Origin of the sequence: Sphingobacterium athyrii (genome assembly GCF_003071065.1) — a bacterium.
Taxonomy (GTDB): domain Bacteria; phylum Bacteroidota; class Bacteroidia; order Sphingobacteriales; family Sphingobacteriaceae; genus Sphingobacterium; species Sphingobacterium athyrii.
The window spans coordinates 594,120-610,284 of record NZ_QCXX01000003.1; the positions used below are offsets into that span (position 1 = coordinate 594,120).

At 37.4% G+C, this 16,165-nt stretch carries 17 protein-coding genes; 7 read left to right on the forward strand and 10 right to left on the reverse strand.

Annotated features, from left to right (window positions below; translation table 11 throughout):
• Positions 1–204: 204 nt before the first annotated feature.
• Positions 205–1,194 carry a GlxA family transcriptional regulator gene (locus DCO56_RS13215; RefSeq protein ID WP_108634234.1) on the reverse strand — a complete coding sequence of 330 codons (990 nt, stop codon included), beginning with the start codon at positions 1,192–1,194 and terminating at the stop codon, positions 205–207.
• A 193-nt stretch (positions 1,195–1,387) separates the two neighbouring features.
• On the opposite strand from DCO56_RS13215, the gene DCO56_RS13220 reads away from it, so the two are divergent.
• The gene (locus tag DCO56_RS13220; protein WP_219929387.1) at positions 1,388–2,314 is read left to right on the forward strand and encodes an SRPBCC family protein; all 927 of its coding nucleotides are present in this window, start codon (positions 1,388–1,390) and stop codon (positions 2,312–2,314) included.
• An 86-nt stretch (positions 2,315–2,400) separates the two neighbouring features.
• On the opposite strand, the gene DCO56_RS13225 is transcribed toward DCO56_RS13220, so the two are convergent.
• The 4 genes from DCO56_RS13225 to DCO56_RS13240 all read right to left on the reverse strand — a co-directional run bounded on the left by DCO56_RS13225 (position 2,401) and on the right by DCO56_RS13240 (position 5,155).
• A complete protein-coding gene (locus tag DCO56_RS13225) occupies positions 2,401–2,646 on the reverse strand; it encodes a DUF389 domain-containing protein (protein ID WP_245935836.1) in 246 nt (81 codons plus the stop codon).
• 141 nt (positions 2,647–2,787) lie between these two features.
• Positions 2,788–4,023, reverse strand: a complete 1,236-nt coding sequence (locus DCO56_RS13230) for a TCR/Tet family MFS transporter (RefSeq protein WP_219929388.1) — start codon at positions 4,021–4,023, stop codon at positions 2,788–2,790.
• A 164-nt stretch (positions 4,024–4,187) separates the two neighbouring features.
• Positions 4,188–4,655, reverse strand: coding sequence for an OsmC family protein (locus tag DCO56_RS13235; protein ID WP_108634235.1), 468 nt, complete (start codon positions 4,653–4,655; stop codon positions 4,188–4,190).
• Positions 4,656–4,702: 47 nt separating this feature from the next.
• Positions 4,703–5,155 carry a DinB family protein gene (locus DCO56_RS13240; RefSeq protein ID WP_108634236.1) on the reverse strand — a complete coding sequence of 151 codons (453 nt, stop codon included), beginning with the start codon at positions 5,153–5,155 and terminating at the stop codon, positions 4,703–4,705.
• Positions 5,156–5,330: 175 nt separating this feature from the next.
• Between DCO56_RS13240 and DCO56_RS29295 the strand changes: the two genes are divergently transcribed.
• From DCO56_RS29295 to DCO56_RS13250, 3 genes are all read left to right on the forward strand, one after another.
• Positions 5,331–5,492, forward strand: coding sequence for a hypothetical protein (locus DCO56_RS29295; protein ID WP_181390544.1), 162 nt, complete (start codon positions 5,331–5,333; stop codon positions 5,490–5,492).
• A 122-nt stretch (positions 5,493–5,614) separates the two neighbouring features.
• The gene (locus DCO56_RS13245; protein WP_146191058.1) at positions 5,615–6,190 is read left to right on the forward strand and encodes a hypothetical protein; all 576 of its coding nucleotides are present in this window, start codon (positions 5,615–5,617) and stop codon (positions 6,188–6,190) included.
• Between the two features lie 499 nt (positions 6,191–6,689).
• Positions 6,690–7,340, forward strand: coding sequence for a DedA family protein (locus tag DCO56_RS13250; RefSeq protein WP_108634238.1), 651 nt, complete (start codon positions 6,690–6,692; stop codon positions 7,338–7,340).
• 74 nt (positions 7,341–7,414) lie between these two features.
• Here DCO56_RS13250 and DCO56_RS13255 read toward each other — a convergent pair whose 3' ends face one another.
• Positions 7,415–7,825: a DUF6157 family protein gene (locus DCO56_RS13255; protein ID WP_108634239.1), complete on the reverse strand. Its 411-nt coding sequence runs from the start codon at positions 7,823–7,825 to the stop codon at positions 7,415–7,417.
• A gap of 1,016 nt (positions 7,826–8,841) precedes the next feature.
• On the opposite strand from DCO56_RS13255, the gene DCO56_RS13260 reads away from it, so the two are divergent.
• The 3 genes from DCO56_RS13260 (at position 8,842) to DCO56_RS13270 (ending at position 12,505) form a co-directional block, all read left to right on the forward strand.
• Positions 8,842–10,116 (forward strand): aminotransferase class I/II-fold pyridoxal phosphate-dependent enzyme, encoded by a 1,275-nt coding sequence (locus DCO56_RS13260; protein WP_108634240.1) that lies wholly within the window; start codon positions 8,842–8,844, stop codon positions 10,114–10,116.
• An 85-nt stretch (positions 10,117–10,201) separates the two neighbouring features.
• Complete coding sequence (locus tag DCO56_RS13265; protein WP_108634241.1) at positions 10,202–10,849, forward strand: TetR/AcrR family transcriptional regulator; 648 nt, start codon at positions 10,202–10,204, stop codon at positions 10,847–10,849.
• A 471-nt stretch (positions 10,850–11,320) separates the two neighbouring features.
• Positions 11,321–12,505 carry a metallophosphoesterase gene (locus DCO56_RS13270; protein WP_108634242.1) on the forward strand — a complete coding sequence of 395 codons (1,185 nt, stop codon included), beginning with the start codon at positions 11,321–11,323 and terminating at the stop codon, positions 12,503–12,505.
• A 476-nt stretch (positions 12,506–12,981) separates the two neighbouring features.
• Here the strand turns inward: DCO56_RS13270 and DCO56_RS13275 are convergent, their stop codons facing one another.
• The 4 genes from DCO56_RS13275 to DCO56_RS13290 all read right to left on the reverse strand — a co-directional run bounded on the left by DCO56_RS13275 (position 12,982) and on the right by DCO56_RS13290 (position 16,165).
• The gene (locus DCO56_RS13275; protein WP_108634243.1) at positions 12,982–13,542 is read right to left on the reverse strand and encodes a dihydrofolate reductase family protein; all 561 of its coding nucleotides are present in this window, start codon (positions 13,540–13,542) and stop codon (positions 12,982–12,984) included.
• Between the two features lie 60 nt (positions 13,543–13,602).
• On the reverse strand, positions 13,603–14,187 hold the full coding sequence (locus DCO56_RS13280) for a hypothetical protein (RefSeq protein ID WP_108634244.1): 585 nt from the start codon (positions 14,185–14,187) through the stop codon (positions 13,603–13,605).
• 303 nt (positions 14,188–14,490) lie between these two features.
• Entirely contained in the window at positions 14,491–15,585 is a 1,095-nt protein-coding gene (locus tag DCO56_RS13285) for a DNA alkylation repair protein (protein ID WP_108634245.1), read from the reverse strand.
• Positions 15,586–15,745: 160 nt separating this feature from the next.
• Positions 15,746–16,165 (reverse strand): MarR family winged helix-turn-helix transcriptional regulator, encoded by a 420-nt coding sequence (locus DCO56_RS13290; RefSeq protein WP_108634246.1) that lies wholly within the window; start codon positions 16,163–16,165, stop codon positions 15,746–15,748.

A 16,165-nucleotide genomic window follows, 5' to 3' on the forward strand; every position in this document is an offset into this window, starting at 1 on the left:
ATGATATCTTTTTAACATTTTACAAATGTTAAAAAACAAGGGGCTAATGATATTGATTTATATTCCTGGTATCCTGCATTATATGATCAACGATAACTAATATTATCTTAAGGATAAGTATAAGTAGTTTCGTAGAACTTGGCTTTAATTTTTATGGCAGTAAATAATTTTTACCAAAACATTACGAATGCGGGGCAAAAATCATTATTTCACTGCAGATTTGTTATACTTGTTGCGATAGGCCAAAGGAGAGAGGCCGGTAACTTTACGAAATATTTCCCTAAAGGCTTTTGAATCGGAATAGCCTACTTTATACATGACTTCGTTCACTGTTTTTCCAGAGATTTCCAGTTCTTTTTTTGCAGATTCGATTTTGACACGTTGTAGATATTCAATCGGTGTATTACCGGTCGCTTTTATAAATCGCCGGTCGAAATTCCGTCGGCCTACGGTAAATCGTTCTGAAAGTTGTTGAATGGAAATCTTCTCAGCGAAATTATGCTCAATATACTCCTGAGCTTTGATGATCATTTCATCTCCATGCCTTTTTTGACCATTAAAGATAACGAAATCAGATTGTTGTTGTCGGTCAAGGTCAATCTGGAATATCTTGGAACAATAGATTGCTGTGGGCCGATCATAATACTTTTCAACCAGATAAATGAGCAAGTGTAAAAATGAATATCCACCACCGTTGGTACAAATACCTTCTTCATCTGTTATAATGCTGTCAGTCTTCATGGTGACACCTGGAAATAACTGCTTGAAATTTGTTTCAGCACTCCAATGGATTGAGCAGTTTTTGTTTTCCAACAGACCGGTAGAGGCAAGTATATAGGCTCCAGTACACATGCTGGCGACATTGGCACCATGGGTATATTGATTGCGTATCCAGTCAAGAAAAGGGGTGTTTTTGGTATCTAACATTGTAAAGTTCGGGGCGACGGCAGGAATTACGATCAAGTCGGTCTTGATGATGTCAGTAATTTCTTTCTGCGGCATCACAGCAAGTAAGCCATTCAAGAAAACAGACTGTTTTGAAAGACCAACCAGTTCAATTTTAAACATCGTCTTATCATGATGCTGATGGTAGTACCTATTGGCTTCGGTAAAGATATGATAGGTACCAACAATGCATGACAGTGTATTGGGGCCAGTCTGAACCTCGGGGACCAAAATTGTTAGGTGTTTCATCTTTCTTGGTTTAACATTGATTAATATGATTGATGATCTATACTCAAATATAAGAAAATGTGTTGTCCAAATCAACCGTTCACAATGTCTATTTGGCACCCTGTTTTAGATTTAAAATGTCGATATCTTTGATTTATATATGGCAGGTTTGATGTTTAAGTAATTGAAAAAATAAATACTAACAAAAAAATAGATGATGGAAAAACTTGATTTTACAACAGAAATAATCGTTGCAGCAAAGCCCCATGAGGTATTTGAAGCGATTAAGGATGTGCGAGGCTGGTGGTCTCAAAACATTGAAGGATCTACAGACGCATTGAATGAGGTGTTTGCTTATCATTATCAGGATATACATCAATGTGAGCTAAAGATCACCGAGATACAACCCAATGTTAGGATTGTATGGCAGGTATTGACGAATAATTTTAAATTTGGAGTAGATAAGCAGGAGTGGGTAGGAAGCCATGTAATATTTGATATTATTGATCTCGGCGATAAGACACAAGTAAAATTCACCCATCGGGGATTAACTCCCGATATGGAATGTTATGAAGTCTGCCATGCTGCATGGACCTATTACATCCACGAAAGTCTGAATCAATTCATTATGAACGGACAAGGCTTGGCGACTCCAAAAGAAAGTCCCATAGCGACGCCTAAAATTAGTGAAGAATTACTTCCGGAACAAGCAGGTAAGAGCATATACCACAGATTATTAATCAAGGTTTCGGTCGAAAAAGTTTACCGGGCAATTACTACACAGGAAGGCTTGGCGGGCTGGTGGACACCTGACACCAATGCTGTCGCGGCAGTTGGCAGCGTCTTGCGTTTTGGTTTCGGTCCGGACTACTTCAAGGAAATGGAAGTTCTTGCATTACGTCCTTATTCACTTGTCGTATGGAAATGTAAGGCAGGTTATGAAGAATGGATTGGCACAACATTGACTTTTGAATTGACACCCCATCAGAAGGGCTGCACCTTATTATTCCATCATGACGGCTGGGCTAATTTTAGCGGAGAATTTGCTTCCTGTAGTTATGATTGGGCATTATTCTTTCGAAGTTTAAAATTCTTCTGTGAAACAGGAAAGGGATTTCCATACCCTGACTTCAATGTATAGCGACCAGATGCATTATTGAGTAGCCTATGTAGCTTGGTTATCTTCCGTGCGTCGACTATTTGATCCTTCGATCTATAAGCTCAAGGCTATCCTTTGGAAAATGTTTTTTTAACCAAAGGCGTAATTTTAATTGTTGTACGGGAGATCAACATGGCACCTATAATGACCGCCGTTGAATTCACATTGAGGCCAACCGAGGCAATAACAATGGCACAGGCCAAAATCCATGCATTGGCTCCACGGAATGAAATATTGTTGATGACATTCTCAAGTACAGCCTCTTTACGCTCTTCGCCCGGATGTAAATCAAAAAATCGAATTATTTTATTCATATGGATCGTTTCTTTCTATACGAATATACACAAGAGAAATCATTATTCTTAAATGAGAGATTTTACTGACTTAAAATAATAAAATAAGTAACGTTACATACAGGTATACTTGGCACACTCTTGTTAAAATGTCCCTGCAGCTTAACCTCCAAGTCGTTCCTTAGTCTTACGTCTAAAAGCTGAATACACAATAATCACACTAATAGTCATTAAAATAAACGCCAGAAAAAACGGGGCTCCGGAGAATTTAAAGGGTGCCTTATCGTGTGTAAAATAGTAAAACAAATTGGTCATCATCGGCGGACCTATAATGGATGTCGCACTCATTAAACTGGTTAATGCACCTTGAAGTTCCCCCTGTTCATTTGATGGAACATTTTTGGTAATTACAGACTGTAGTGCCGGACCACAAATCCCGCCCAGGCAGTAGGGGATCAGGAAGACAAACATCATCCAGCCCTGATTGGCAAATGCAAACAGCAATAGTCCTAAGGCGTAAAATATCAATCCATAATAAATGCTTTTTTGTTCACCGAGTTTTGGTGTTGTCCAGCGTATCAGAACGCCCTGAACCAAGCCTATCAATAGACCAATAACACCAAGAGAGATACCGACCATTCTTTCTGTCCAGTCAAATTTATACATGGTGAAAAAGTTCCAGTTGCTCTGTACAGCGTGACCCGCGATATAGATCAATATCAAAGCTACAATTAAGCCGGAAATTTCAGGATGTTTTCCTAAGAATCGAAATGACCCGATCGGGTTGGCACGCTTCCAGTCAAATGCACGTCGCCTATCTTTATCCAAGCTTTCAGGAAGAATAAAATATCCGTAAAGAAAGTTCAATAAACATAATCCCGCAGCAGCGTAAAAAGGAACCCTTGCGCCATAATGTCCGAGTAATCCGCCGATTACAGGCCCAATAATAAAGCCCAATCCAAAAGCGGCCCCAATGAGCCCAAAATTTTTCGCCCGGTCTTCATCCGTAGAGATATCCGCAATATAAGCACTGGCTGTTGTAAAACTTGCGCCCGTTACCCCAGCAATCACCCGTCCTAAAAATAACCAGCCAATCGAGGGAGCAAGGGCGAGAAATATATAGTCCACCGCAAAACCGAATAAGGAAATTAAAATAATCGGTCTTCGTCCATATTTATCGCTCAGATTTCCCACCACCGGTGAAAATATAAATTGAGTGAACGCATAAGCAAAACCAAGCCAGCCACCATACTTTGCGGCCTCACTGATATCACTGTGGATAAGTTCCTCAATAAGCTTGGGAACAACAGGAATAATGATACCCCATCCTGTGATGTCAATAAGTAGAGTAATAAATATAAAGCCTATGGCGGCCTTCTTTTTCGAGCTGTCAATCATGGCCTAAAAATAAAAAAAACCTGAAAAAAATTCGCCTGAATTTTAAAAACTTAATTTTTGATAAACTATCAGCTCAAAAGAGAAAGTCAATTGATAAAAGATCGAACTGGATACAATCTGTTTCAGTCGTGCTGAGAAACGAATTCTCCAAAACAGTTTTTTTGTCAGGAGACAGAACAAACTGCATGATGTCGTACGGGAAAATTACAGGAATTGGCTATAAAACAAAGCCGATTCGCTTCATGATGTAATGATAACGCCAAAACGATCTTTGCCGGATCAGATATACTGACCTCTGGATATAGATCAACCTGAACAAACCGACCGCTACCGTCGGGACTGGTTTCTAAAACTGCCTCGGCATTGTCGGTATAGGAAATTACTTCAATGTTATTTTTAGAACAGACATATAGGTAAGACATCATGTGGCAAGAGACGAGACTACTCAGCAGCAGATCCTCAGGATTATATAATGTCGGATCACCCTTAAAGGCCTTTGCTGCAGAAAGCTGTAAATCCGTTTTGCCCTGGATAGAAATCCGGTGACTCTTAGGATATAACTTTGCGCCTGATGCAGGCTGTTGTTGATGAAACCATCTTAAAGTAGCCTTAAAATAATGTTTGAAAGCCATGCTATGAAAATTTTGGGTATTATTAGTTTCTATTGCTGGAGTTAAGTTTATGTCCGAACGAAAGAAATGTAATCGGTATTGATGGGATCAAGTCCATTCCTTCGCATTTCCACAGCGATTTGTGCTCGATGATATGTACCGTGATTAAATACATGTAACAGAATATCTCCAAAAGAGTTTTGGAACTGCTCATTCTTGGTATTGGCATAGTTTACGATTTCCATGATCTTGCACTCATCAGCGTAGACCTTTTCTGTAAACCCCGAAGAAGCTAACTGATGATATTGTTCACAGGTTAACAGGCTGTGTTCATCCCATACCCCTACAGGAGGTTTTTCGCCATTCAGCCGGTATAGCCATATCAACTGTGCATTCATAATATGACTTAATAAGCGTAAACAGCCCGCAGGAATACGTTCAGCGTCCTGTTTCATTTTTTCGATCAGCAAATTATTCGCCCAATCGTTATATAACCATAATTGTACTAGCGAATTTGACATTGCGAATTACTTAGTTTGAGCATTAAATATACACAAGAATATGCAAGTAAATACAGTTGCGCTGATTAATTTTGTGACAAACCTGTTATCTATATCCCTTCGAATATCATTTTTTAGACGGGAAGTATGCTAAAAAAATTCAGGAAATACAACGGACGGAGCGGTTGGCAGGTAGATGAATAGTTATATCCAGGAATATGCTTATCGAACCGGCCTGGGATGGGAGATCTTTGCGATGACGGGAACTTTGGTAATCGGAATTACGTTATTGACAGTAGGCTATCAGTCTATACACGCTTCTCTTGCTAATCCAGTAGATTCCTTGCGGGATGAGTGATAAATGAAATGATTATCTTTACAGCTCGTTGAATCAACATGGAAAATAAAAGAGTTTATAGAATCATAGCTTACAATATTTTATACGTAGCCTTCAATCTTTTCATGTATTATCTGTTAAACATGAAGGAAACCGGATTAAGCTTTTGTGTAATTGGCACCGTGCTGATCAATGTGTATTATTTCATGAGCTGGTTTGAGGATACTAGAAAAAAGAAGTTTATACAACGTTATGAAATTATTCATCAGCGTGCGTTAAGTAAAACCACAATAAATTATAAAGTAACATTTACGGTAAGCCCAAATATATTATTTACGCTTATTTTTGGTTTGGTCATTTGCTTTTCCGCGATTGGTATACTTCGTGAGCAGTCAATTGCTGGTATTTTTGTCCTCTTTATTGGTATAAAGTTTACTTTGATGCCACTCAAAGAGAAAACAACAATCAGATTAGCCCCTAACGGGATATGGACAAGCGACTACCAGTTTATCTTTATCAATGATATTCAGGAAATTTGTTTTAAGCGTTATCTTGGAAAAAATAGTTCCAAAATGAGTATGAAGATTAAAGACCCAACATTGTATGGGATGAAGGATCCCTATTTATCTGTACCAATCGGTGGGCTTAATCAAGTTACGCAAATGATCCCTATCGTAAAAAGGCTATTTTCAGATACACGGATACTTCAGGACATTTAGTTATTGATTAAATTGCAACAAATCTACTATTTTAGTAATATATTGATTAATAAACCTAAAGATTTCCTTAGATGATGCCGCGCGGAAAGAAGCCTGGATTAAGGCTCTCACATAAGACAAGCTGCTATGGCCACAGGTCTCATCAGGTTTGGGAGGGTGGGACAGAGGTCCTGACGGTAAATAATCGCACGAAATCTAAGGGGCGAAGATCTGCAAAATAAATTGAAAACAATCTTCACCCTACAAGCAATTCAGTAATATCCCTATCGTCTGTCAAAAATGTCAGCAAATTGTGTTTTTTTTTGGCCATGCTATATTGTTCCAAAAATAAGTGTAAAAAATTGCTTGCAATTGCGGCTGATTTTCTATCTTGCGCCTTTAATTAAAGATCACATAGCTTTAGGATATTTGGACTGTAATCCAATTTGATCGGTGCAGCGTACTTTAAATTTGGAGTGAAAGCAGATTGTTTTGTATTTGATATTATTCGACTTATTTGATGGATGTTTTTTTTGAATTTTTAAATAACCTCACAAATCCGGACTGGATTGTTAACCATGGAGGTTTATATCTGCTGTTGTTTATTATTTTTGCCGAGACAGGTATCCTCATTGGATTTTTCCTTCCGGGTGATCCGATTCTTTTCATTGCTGGGATGATTGTTTCTAACATGACAATTCCGCCATCAGAACAAATACCGACATTGCTTTATTGGATTGTACTCGTGTCATTGGCCGCAATTCTGGGTAATTTTGTGGGCTACTGGTGCGGAAAGGTCTTTGGAAAAAGGATAATGAGTATGGAAGATAGCTGGTTCTTCAAGAAAAGTTATATCTATAAAGCACAGGAGTTTTACGAAAAAAGAGGTGGTGGTGCTATTGTTCTTGCAAGGTTTCTTCCTGTTGTTCGAACTTTTGCACCGATCGTTGCGGGCATCGTTGGCATGGAGTTCAAAAAATTTGTATTGTACAACGTGATTGGAGCAATTGTCTGGTCAGGAAGCCTAGTTACTCTCGGTTACTTGTTAGGTGAGAATCTTTGGGTAAAAGAAAATCTAGAGCTCGTCATTATCGTTATTGTTCTGATTGCGACAGCACCGGTCATTATAAAAGCTTTTGCATCGAAAGATAAGGCAAAAATTATTCAATAAGATCTGATCAAATATTTAGTCAGAAACGGCCCCCATCTTTTATATGTCCTAACAGACATTACAAACGAAAAGGATTATCTATTTGATTTCATGGCTTTTACTTTTTTAATTTTAGTATCATTCAGAAAATTGAGGTATTCCTTTGTTTCCATTCCATAGAGAGCTACTTTCCCTTCATGATCACTATGGATGCCAAAGCCATACTTTTTCGTAAGAGGGGAAGCACGCAGGCAGGCTTGTCCTTTTGAAAAGAATATCCTCCTCGCTTCTTCATATACCTCCTCAGTAAGAGTGTTACGCTCCGCATAAATTTTAAAAAGTAACTCATCGGAAGTATATTTATAGGGAAATTGTGAAATAATTTCATATTGAATTTCTGCTATAGTCTTTCTATCCCTTTTTGGAGGTATATTCCCTTTAGAAACTCCTGTATCTTCTGCGACTTCTATAAATGTGTCAATGTAGTTTGTCGTATGGATTTTCATACCATTAGTTGATTGTTATGTCAATAAATATAAAATCTAAATATCTGAAAGACCAACGCAAAATAGATATTCCTAGTGATTTGCCAAAATATCTAAAGAAATTATTATCCATATTCTCACTAATTTCACCTGTGTTTTAAATATTTTTTTCACAGAAAAGAAATATTTTGGGGTATTTTTCTTACATTTACAGCACTATTACGGAGCACCCTACAGTATACCTATCATAAATGGCTACAAATCAATAGATAAGTAGCCATTTTTCTTTTCATAGCCTATAAATACCTTGGCGTAAACTATATCGTTAATTACTTTAAAATATAGCATAAAGTAACAATTAGTGCCCCCAAAGGTTGACATCCTTCAAATTTATAATAATAATTTACAATATTCCTTGTTTTGAGAAAATTTATTATTCAATATATCTAAGATCCACTATTTTCTTACAGGGATGAAAAATATAATAACTATAGTTTTAAAGAGGAAATAGCAGTTAGCAATGTTTGCTGTATATGGGCTCCATGGCTCGAATTACACATTTTTATTATTTTTTTTTAATTTTACCCCATAAGGGAAAATTATTTTTCTATATTTGTATATCATTGAGGCGTTCTTCACTTATTCAGCTCTTATAAACTGCTAAGTGAGCTTATAAGGATGTATTTGTCCTATAAAAATGTAGATATGATATGTATACTGTAGGTAGGTGTATAATATAACAGGGGTAGCTGTAGGGGCTACCCTCTGTTGTTTTTAACAACTTCTTTTTAATACAATGACGTAACTCAACCGCCCTCCGTTGAAGTTAAAGCTTTTGTTAATGTACGTTTTTTTTTTTGTCATTTATTAATATAATCCTCACTGTACATATACCAATAGCCAACACGAGATTAACATTGTCCTATACCTTGGAAAGGTCCGTCAGGAAATTTTTGTAAACGAATGTTTAGTAAGATGAGCAATCTAATTTTTACTTTATATTTATGGTATTATTATGAATACCTAACAAAATATCTATGGAAACTAACCAACAAATTGATTTTGCGACAGCAAGTTTTAAAGAATTTGAAAATATTGCTGGTTTTGATATGATGGATACTGCAAAGTATTTCGATTCCTATATAAATTACATGAAAGAAAATGAGCATCTTAACTTTAGGTTTATAACGCAAGGATGTGGGCCGACGGCTATTGTAACTTCTCCATTTTTAGCTAAACCGACTGAATGCATAAGTCTTGTATCAAACGATTATCTTAATTTTTCTCAACATCCCAAAGTGAAAGCTGCTGCAATAGCTGGAATTGAAAAATATGGTACGGGAGCGGGAGCGTCTCCGTTAATCGGAGGACATCATGAATATCATGTGGCTTTAGAACGGAAGCTGTGTGAATTTTTCAATCGTCCTGAGGGATCGAGTATAGTTTTTACAACGGGGTATACTGCAAATAGCTCGACCTTACTAAGTTTATTGAAGCAAGAAGACTGCGCTATTGTTGACATGGAAGTACACGCAAGTGTATATGAAGGTTTGCCAAATACAAATGTCAAGCGATTTCCACATAATAGCATGATTCATCTTGAACGTGCATTAGTTGAGGCGCAAAGCAAATTTAGAACCAAATTAGTTATCATTGATGGTGTATATTCTCAGAACGGGGATTTGGCGAAAATGGACGAGATTTATGCGTTGACAAAAAAATATGGCGCATATTTAATGGTCGATGATGCTCATGGTATAGGTGTAATGGGTGATCGTGGCAGGGGTGCTATTGAAATCTACAACCTGTTGGATAAGGTGGATATTATTGCAGGCACCTTGAGTAAAGCGTTGGGTCATATTGGAGGTTTTATCATTTCAACTCCGGAGATCATTAATTACCTTCGTTATCAATCCAGACAACAGGTATTCTCATCTACGTCAACTCCAGCAAGTTTTGGCTTATTAAAAGCAATTGATCTAATTGACGAAGAGCCCTTTTGGCGCAACAGACTCAAAGAAAATGTCCGCTATTTTAAAGAAGGGCTACTGTCACTCGGCGCAGATATCGGAACATCATCCTCTCCAATTATTCCGATAAAAATTGGCGATCCTATTCGAACCGCCCAGATATCGCGGATGTTGTTACAAAGTGGGGTCTATGCCAATTGTATCGTGTATCCCGGTGTAGCAAAAAAGGATGCCCGTATTCGTACAAGCCTAATGGCTACACATACAAAAGAACACTTGGATAAGGTATTAAATGTATTGGACGACATCGGCAAAGCCGTAAGTTTAAAAAAATCAAGATAAAGAAATTATATAATTTTTTATTATTTATTATATTGATCTGAATCATTAATTTTAGAAACTCAGATCAATACCATATCGACAACAGATGCGCAAAACTTATAAAGGAGAAAAGAACGATAAAGAACGTACCATGAACAAACTTATTTTGTCTGTAGGCAAAGTACTTAGAGATAAAGGGTACACAGGATTGACAATAGCAAATATTTCTAAAACTGCTGGTGTTGACAGGAAACTCATTTCACTTTATTTTGGTTCGATTGACAATTTAGTGGAAACATACATCAGAAGTAAAGATTATTGGGTATCTGCGACTCTCGGTGCTGTTGAATACTTCGGTACAGCACCAAAAGAAGGATCAAAAGGTTTTTTGGAATCGTTGTTATTAAACCAAATGGACAGTTTTTTGAAGAATACTGAAATGCAAAAAGCAGTTCTATGGCAAATAAGTGAGAAATCTGAGATTATGTCTCAGATTACCAGAGAACGTGAAAAGATGAGCGCGTTGTTTTTTGCATTTGCTGATCAGGAAATGAAGGATAAAAATGTTGATTTAAGGGCTATTAGTAGTATTTTAACCGCAGGAATTTATTATTTAGTGTTACATTCAATAAATACGGATAGCACCTTTTGTGAAATTGAATTAAATGAAGACGGATTAAACAGAATACGTAATGCGGTTAAAACAATTCTCTCCTGGGCATATGGAGAGCAGACAACAGAAGCTTCATCCTGAGAACAATCCACTTAAATAAACTTGTTTCTTAAATATAATGCTATGGTACAACAGAGCAAATTACTGAGAATGGACAGTATTGATATCGTCGTAGAATCGCGCGACAAAGCCATTTTATTTTTCACGGAACTCGGCCTAAAGCTTAAAGGACGTAGTATACTCTGCCACATCTGACCACTGGAACGCCAGCCAATGATCAATTATTTCTTAATCATACTGGCTATTATAAATATTTATCAGGAAATGAATTTCTATAAAATATCAATTGCAAAGTTGTTATAAGGAATCGCTCTTTTTTCTTAATCCAGTACTATTGCAGCGCATGTCAATTTGTCAATTATCCCATAAGAATCAGGTGATTACAGCACCAATTGTCACACAGAAATCAAGATCTCATGCAAGAAGCCATTCATTTTCTATCTGGCTATTTTTGGCATATCTTTCGCCAGCTTAGCTTCAAACGATTCAAAAATGGCAAAGAGACTGTTGTTTATATTCATGGTATTTATACTTGGCGATATTTATTTTTTTCAAGCATTTACTACTGTTTTTCATACTCCTTTTTTACACAACGCATATTGGTGTATAGATTTGTCATTGCTCATTGGTGTCGCAACACTGATTTTTTTCCAACGGCAGGGTAAGGATATTCAGCGGCAGGCAGGTGATTTAATTACCTTTTTTTTAATTGTGTTTATACCGAAACTAGTGGCCTTGCCAATTTTATTGACTGAAGATTTACTGCGTATGGCACGGGGCTTTCCACCTCGAAATATATATCTAAGCGAATTTGTTCTTATATGTGCGGCCCTGATCGTACTTGTTATCGCTTTCGGTCTTACAAGAGGAAGACATTATTATCGGGTCAGGAAAGAAATCTTAAGTTTTCCGGATCTGCCAGATGCATTCGACGGGTTTAAAATCACACAAATTTCAGATATTCATTCCGGCAGTTTATCCGACGTTGATGGTGTTCGCAAGGGAATAGCCTTGGCAAACGCACAAAACAGTGATCTCTTACTGTTTACAGGAGATCTTGTTAATAACAAAGCTGCCGAGATGGAAGCATGGATTTCAGATTTTACACTTCTAAAGGCACCATTTGGTAAATTTTCGGTACTTGGGAACCACGATTACGGAGATTATACCCGATGGGATAATGCCGAATTGAAGGCATCCAATCTCGACAGATTGAAAGAAATTCATCAGGAAATGGGATTTAAGCTCTTGCTGAATGAATCTATCAAAATTCAAAACAAGGGAGCGAGCATCGCATTGATCGGTGTGGAAAACTGGGGAAAGGGTGGTTTTCATCAATACGGAGACCTCGGTAAAGCAACGTCCGCTTTACCAGCTGAATCCTTTAAAATATTGATGTCACATGATCCTTCACATTGGGACAGGGTCACCCTGACGCATGATCAACATGTACATCTGACACTAGCCGGACATACACACGGCATGCAATTTGGAATCGAGCTCTTTGGGTTTAAATGGAGTCCGATCCAATATTTTTACGAACAGTGGGCCGGATTATATCAAAAACAGGGTAAATATCTGTATGTTAACCGTGGTTTTGGCTATCATGGACTAAAGGGTAGAATCGGCGTATGGCCAGAGATCACTGTCATTACGCTTAAAAAGTCTGTTTCTTAGTTTTTATACCAATGGCCCAAATGTCCAAAACAGTTAATGCCTCTTTTAACTACTCAATTTTTAACATTCACACGCCTCTCTTTTCCTTCGATCGTACGCACAAAGGACTGCGGGCTATATGCGCCTGGACTTTTATTGACTGGCCTAATGAATCAGATATGAATTGGTATTTATACGATTCTTGCACAGGTCGTCATTAGTACTACCACACATAATACCAATAGGACAATAACTGTTGTAGTATAAGGTGTTCTTCTCATGATCTTTTTTTTATTTATTACTTATAAATTTTAGTTGGCAAAAGTCATGCCCCAATATAAAAGTGAGTCTATCGGTAGCCAAAACTGTAGTTTGAAGACTACAAACCCTTGGGATGGTATTTTTAAATAGCTCCGGTCATCATGGATATCCACGGTCTTTGAGTCGTGTCGTTTTTTCTAAAGGTATTGAGAAAATTAAGCTGGACCAGCTAACGCTCAGTTTTGTTCACGGCTTTCTGGTTTATAATAAATGAGTAATGCTCCGCCATTAAAAGTTTTTGTTTTCAGGTGCTTGAGCACTATCCGCTGGTTTAGGTTCATAAATAGCGGTAAACCGCCTCCAACTATAACAGGATGGATGCAAATTTGGTATTCATCTATCAGATCGCAATTTGTTAATGCCACGATTAAACTTGGGCTACCTACCAAAATATCCTTGCCAGATAGTTGTTTTAACGCCATAACTTCATCCAACATATTTCGGTGCGCTAACCTAGCGCTACTCCAATCCACGTTATTAAGAGTTCTCGAAAACACGATTTTTGATATTCTGTCCATAGCATGGGCAAATTCATCCATGGATCTGTTACCACTAGGCTTTGTCAAAAATGGGCGCCAATATTCCATAAGCTGATAGGTTATCCGGCCATATAGTATGGTGTCAGCCTCAGATAATAAGCTTGTATAGTGCGCATGAATTTCATCATCTGCAACCACTGAATTATGGTCACAAAAACCATCCAAGCTCATATTAATTGCCGCAATTACTTTTCTCATATCTTGCTTATATCGGTGTGCAACTTGAATTTACGAAAAAAAATCGCGAAACAGCGTATACTATTCGTCGATAATTGTAAGGTTGCCAACAACTTCAAATGTTGCCACATGGTAATCATCGGCAAAAAACAAGCTATTAATATAATGCTGGATAGGATAGAAGAGGTCTAGCGGGATGCCCTTATAGAAAGTTTTGAAATCATTTGGAATAGAGTAAAAATGACTGTACTTTCCTTTTCCAAGACTAATACCGCCAATTTTTTTCAGGTAACCCGTAATTCTGTGTTGATAGGAATTTGAGAACTTTTCACTTGTTTCCACAAAATAATCCTCAATATAAAAGTTTCTGATATCTTTTAGTTTGATCGGAGAAGTTTTATCAGGTTTTATCCTACGGGAATAGGATATATCCGTTAAAATACAGCTCGCTTTCTGAACTGTAGAAACATCGATAAAATAGTCTCCATCAACCAGTAGATGTTTGCTATCCTTATAGATTCCCAGGATCATCTCATTGATTTCCCTATCGGAATAGTCCATTATATTTGAAGATCTCCCAAACTTTTCGAATTGCAGTCCGCTATCTTTAACATTTTTCCTGATTTTATTTAGCTCATATTGCTGAAAAGTTCTTATTTTTTCCATTTCTGTTGCTCATTATATTTGGCACGTTAAAGATAATTTTAAAACTTCGCTTTCAGTCTCTTTATCAGGATCTAATTGCAATTTGAATCGAATCTAATTTAACACTAAGATAATTTTAATGAACATTCCCTCAGCCACTTTTTTTACTCGCGAATACTGACTTTGTTGATCGGAAGACGATTAACAAAGTCAGTATTCGCATAATATAATAGAAATACTTGATCATTTTCATATAGGTTTCGATACTTATGCATGCATGCATTCATTCGTACCAAGCATACTTTGCTGCTCCTAATGCAAAGCTTATATCAGTTCAAAATCTGTCATCAATGTTTCCTCTCCATTGACAATAATGGAAATTTTGTGTCTACCCGTGTAAAATTTTCGTGTGGTAATCACTTTAAATGATTGGTTTCGTTGGATCCGATTAATTTCAGATCCCTGGTAGATTCGCTCACTAATTTTGAATACTTTGCGTGACAATAAGCCATTTGATTTTTGGTAATACAGCCCATACTCCAGGCGGAGTGCTTTGGGCTGCGGCTGAGCATTTTCAATCTGAAAAGAGAAACTGACCTGCCCACCAATTTTTACGACCGGGGTTTCAATGTATAAATCGGTGATCTTGAAATCTGTGGCATCCAAACCATAATAGTGCAGAATATCGGGATGCCCTCGCTTGAGCAATGTACGGCTAGCATGTTTGATAATTGCGTCCGTATCTCTACTAATCCCTTTCCAATGCCGGGCTATGTCCAATAAAATAACCGGATGGTCTTTCGAGATATCATTTAAATTATTGGCGACACTTCTTCTTACACTTTCAGAAACATCATTTTTTAACAAGTTCAGAATGGGTAAAATTGGCGCCGGATCTTGCTTCAAAAAGGGGATAGCCATTGCCCAGGGCAATCGTGGGCGAATACCCTCACTTGCTAAACGACGAACCGCCGCATGCGGACTTCCAGCCCATTTTTCCATAACAGCGATCATCCGCTCTCTGTATTTGATAATAAAGGGACGAACCGCAAATTCACAGGTTATGAAGGTGGTAACTAATTCAAATGACCGTACCGCCAATTCAAAATGGTCAATGCCGTAAGTCTCAATATAGTCGGGAAAAATAATATATTCGAGACCAGCAGAATGGCCTGTGGCAATGAAATTTTTGACAACCTGATTGATCAATTCAACCGCTTCCTCAAAATCGGGTGGCATAAACTCATGTAGGGTCTGCGTGCTGTGTTTTGTCCGTTCCTTCCATTCCAAATCATTAAAATTAGTGCTAAAAATCCGCTTGATAAATTGTTTGCCATCGAAATCAGGCTTTATACCGCTAAACTGATCTGCTAGTTGTTGGTAGAAGCTGATGGAATAGATATCCTTAATAAGACTCATAAATACGCGCTATATAGTTTAAATATATATATCCTGAATTGCCAGGCCGTCTCCAAATAAGTTGGAATTTCATTGTATAAAAATTTTATTGCTAAACAAAGTTAGATCATAGAACTGACAGCAGAATGTCAACATAAAAAGATTATGATTTAACCTCGTTCTACTTTACAACTTGTATGACGCGCTGCAAAAGTAGCGTAAGTGTTTTCAATTCATTATCTGTCAACGATTTTGAAACTTTCTTTGCAATATTCTCCCTAAAATTTTCCGAATTATCGATGATATACTTGCCTTCGTCGGTCGCCCTTAGATCAAAAAATCTACGGTCTGTCCTGGACTGCTGCTGCTCGATAAGCTTATTTTCAACCAAAAATTTAAGCTGTTTGGAAATAGCAGCCTGACTGATTTGAAACGCTTCAGCAATCTGTTTTCCAGTTACCTGACGGTTTCTATATATATACTCAATAATATTATAATGCGTAGCAGTTACACCATGCACATTGCCCTTATTCATGTGTGCCAATATATAGCAATGTAAGTCTGTAAAGACATGATAGAAATCAATTTCGTTCTCATTCAT

Bases quoted from the DNA above. Each gene is read 5' to 3' on its own strand.
- DCO56_RS13270 (WP_108634242.1), top strand. From the start codon at position 11,321: ATGGCAAAGAGACTGTTGTTTATATTCATGGTATTTATACTTGGCGAT.
- DCO56_RS13220 (WP_219929387.1), top strand. From the start codon at position 1,388: ATGATGGAAAAACTTGATTTTACAACAGAAATAATCGTTGCAGCAAAG.
- DCO56_RS13240 (WP_108634236.1), bottom strand. From the start codon at position 5,155: ATGTCAAATTCGCTAGTACAATTATGGTTATATAACGATTGGGCGAAT.
- DCO56_RS13250 (WP_108634238.1), top strand. From the start codon at position 6,690: ATGGATGTTTTTTTTGAATTTTTAAATAACCTCACAAATCCGGACTGG.
- DCO56_RS13280 (WP_108634244.1), bottom strand. From the start codon at position 14,187: ATGGAAAAAATAAGAACTTTTCAGCAATATGAGCTAAATAAAATCAGG.
- DCO56_RS29295 (WP_181390544.1), top strand. From the start codon at position 5,331: ATGAATAGTTATATCCAGGAATATGCTTATCGAACCGGCCTGGGATGG.
- DCO56_RS13235 (WP_108634235.1), bottom strand. From the start codon at position 4,655: ATGGCTTTCAAACATTATTTTAAGGCTACTTTAAGATGGTTTCATCAA.
- DCO56_RS13260 (WP_108634240.1), top strand. From the start codon at position 8,842: ATGGAAACTAACCAACAAATTGATTTTGCGACAGCAAGTTTTAAAGAA.
- DCO56_RS13290 (WP_108634246.1), bottom strand. From the start codon at position 16,165: ATGAATGAGAACGAAATTGATTTCTATCATGTCTTTACAGACTTACAT.
- DCO56_RS13265 (WP_108634241.1), top strand. From the start codon at position 10,202: ATGCGCAAAACTTATAAAGGAGAAAAGAACGATAAAGAACGTACCATG.
- DCO56_RS13230 (WP_219929388.1), bottom strand. From the start codon at position 4,023: ATGATTGACAGCTCGAAAAAGAAGGCCGCCATAGGCTTTATATTTATT.
- DCO56_RS13275 (WP_108634243.1), bottom strand. From the start codon at position 13,542: ATGAGAAAAGTAATTGCGGCAATTAATATGAGCTTGGATGGTTTTTGT.
- DCO56_RS13215 (WP_108634234.1), bottom strand. From the start codon at position 1,194: ATGAAACACCTAACAATTTTGGTCCCCGAGGTTCAGACTGGCCCCAAT.
- DCO56_RS13225 (WP_245935836.1), bottom strand. From the start codon at position 2,646: ATGAATAAAATAATTCGATTTTTTGATTTACATCCGGGCGAAGAGCGT.
- DCO56_RS13285 (WP_108634245.1), bottom strand. From the start codon at position 15,585: ATGAGTCTTATTAAGGATATCTATTCCATCAGCTTCTACCAACAACTA.
- DCO56_RS13245 (WP_146191058.1), top strand. From the start codon at position 5,615: ATGAAGGAAACCGGATTAAGCTTTTGTGTAATTGGCACCGTGCTGATC.
- DCO56_RS13255 (WP_108634239.1), bottom strand. From the start codon at position 7,825: ATGAAAATCCATACGACAAACTACATTGACACATTTATAGAAGTCGCA.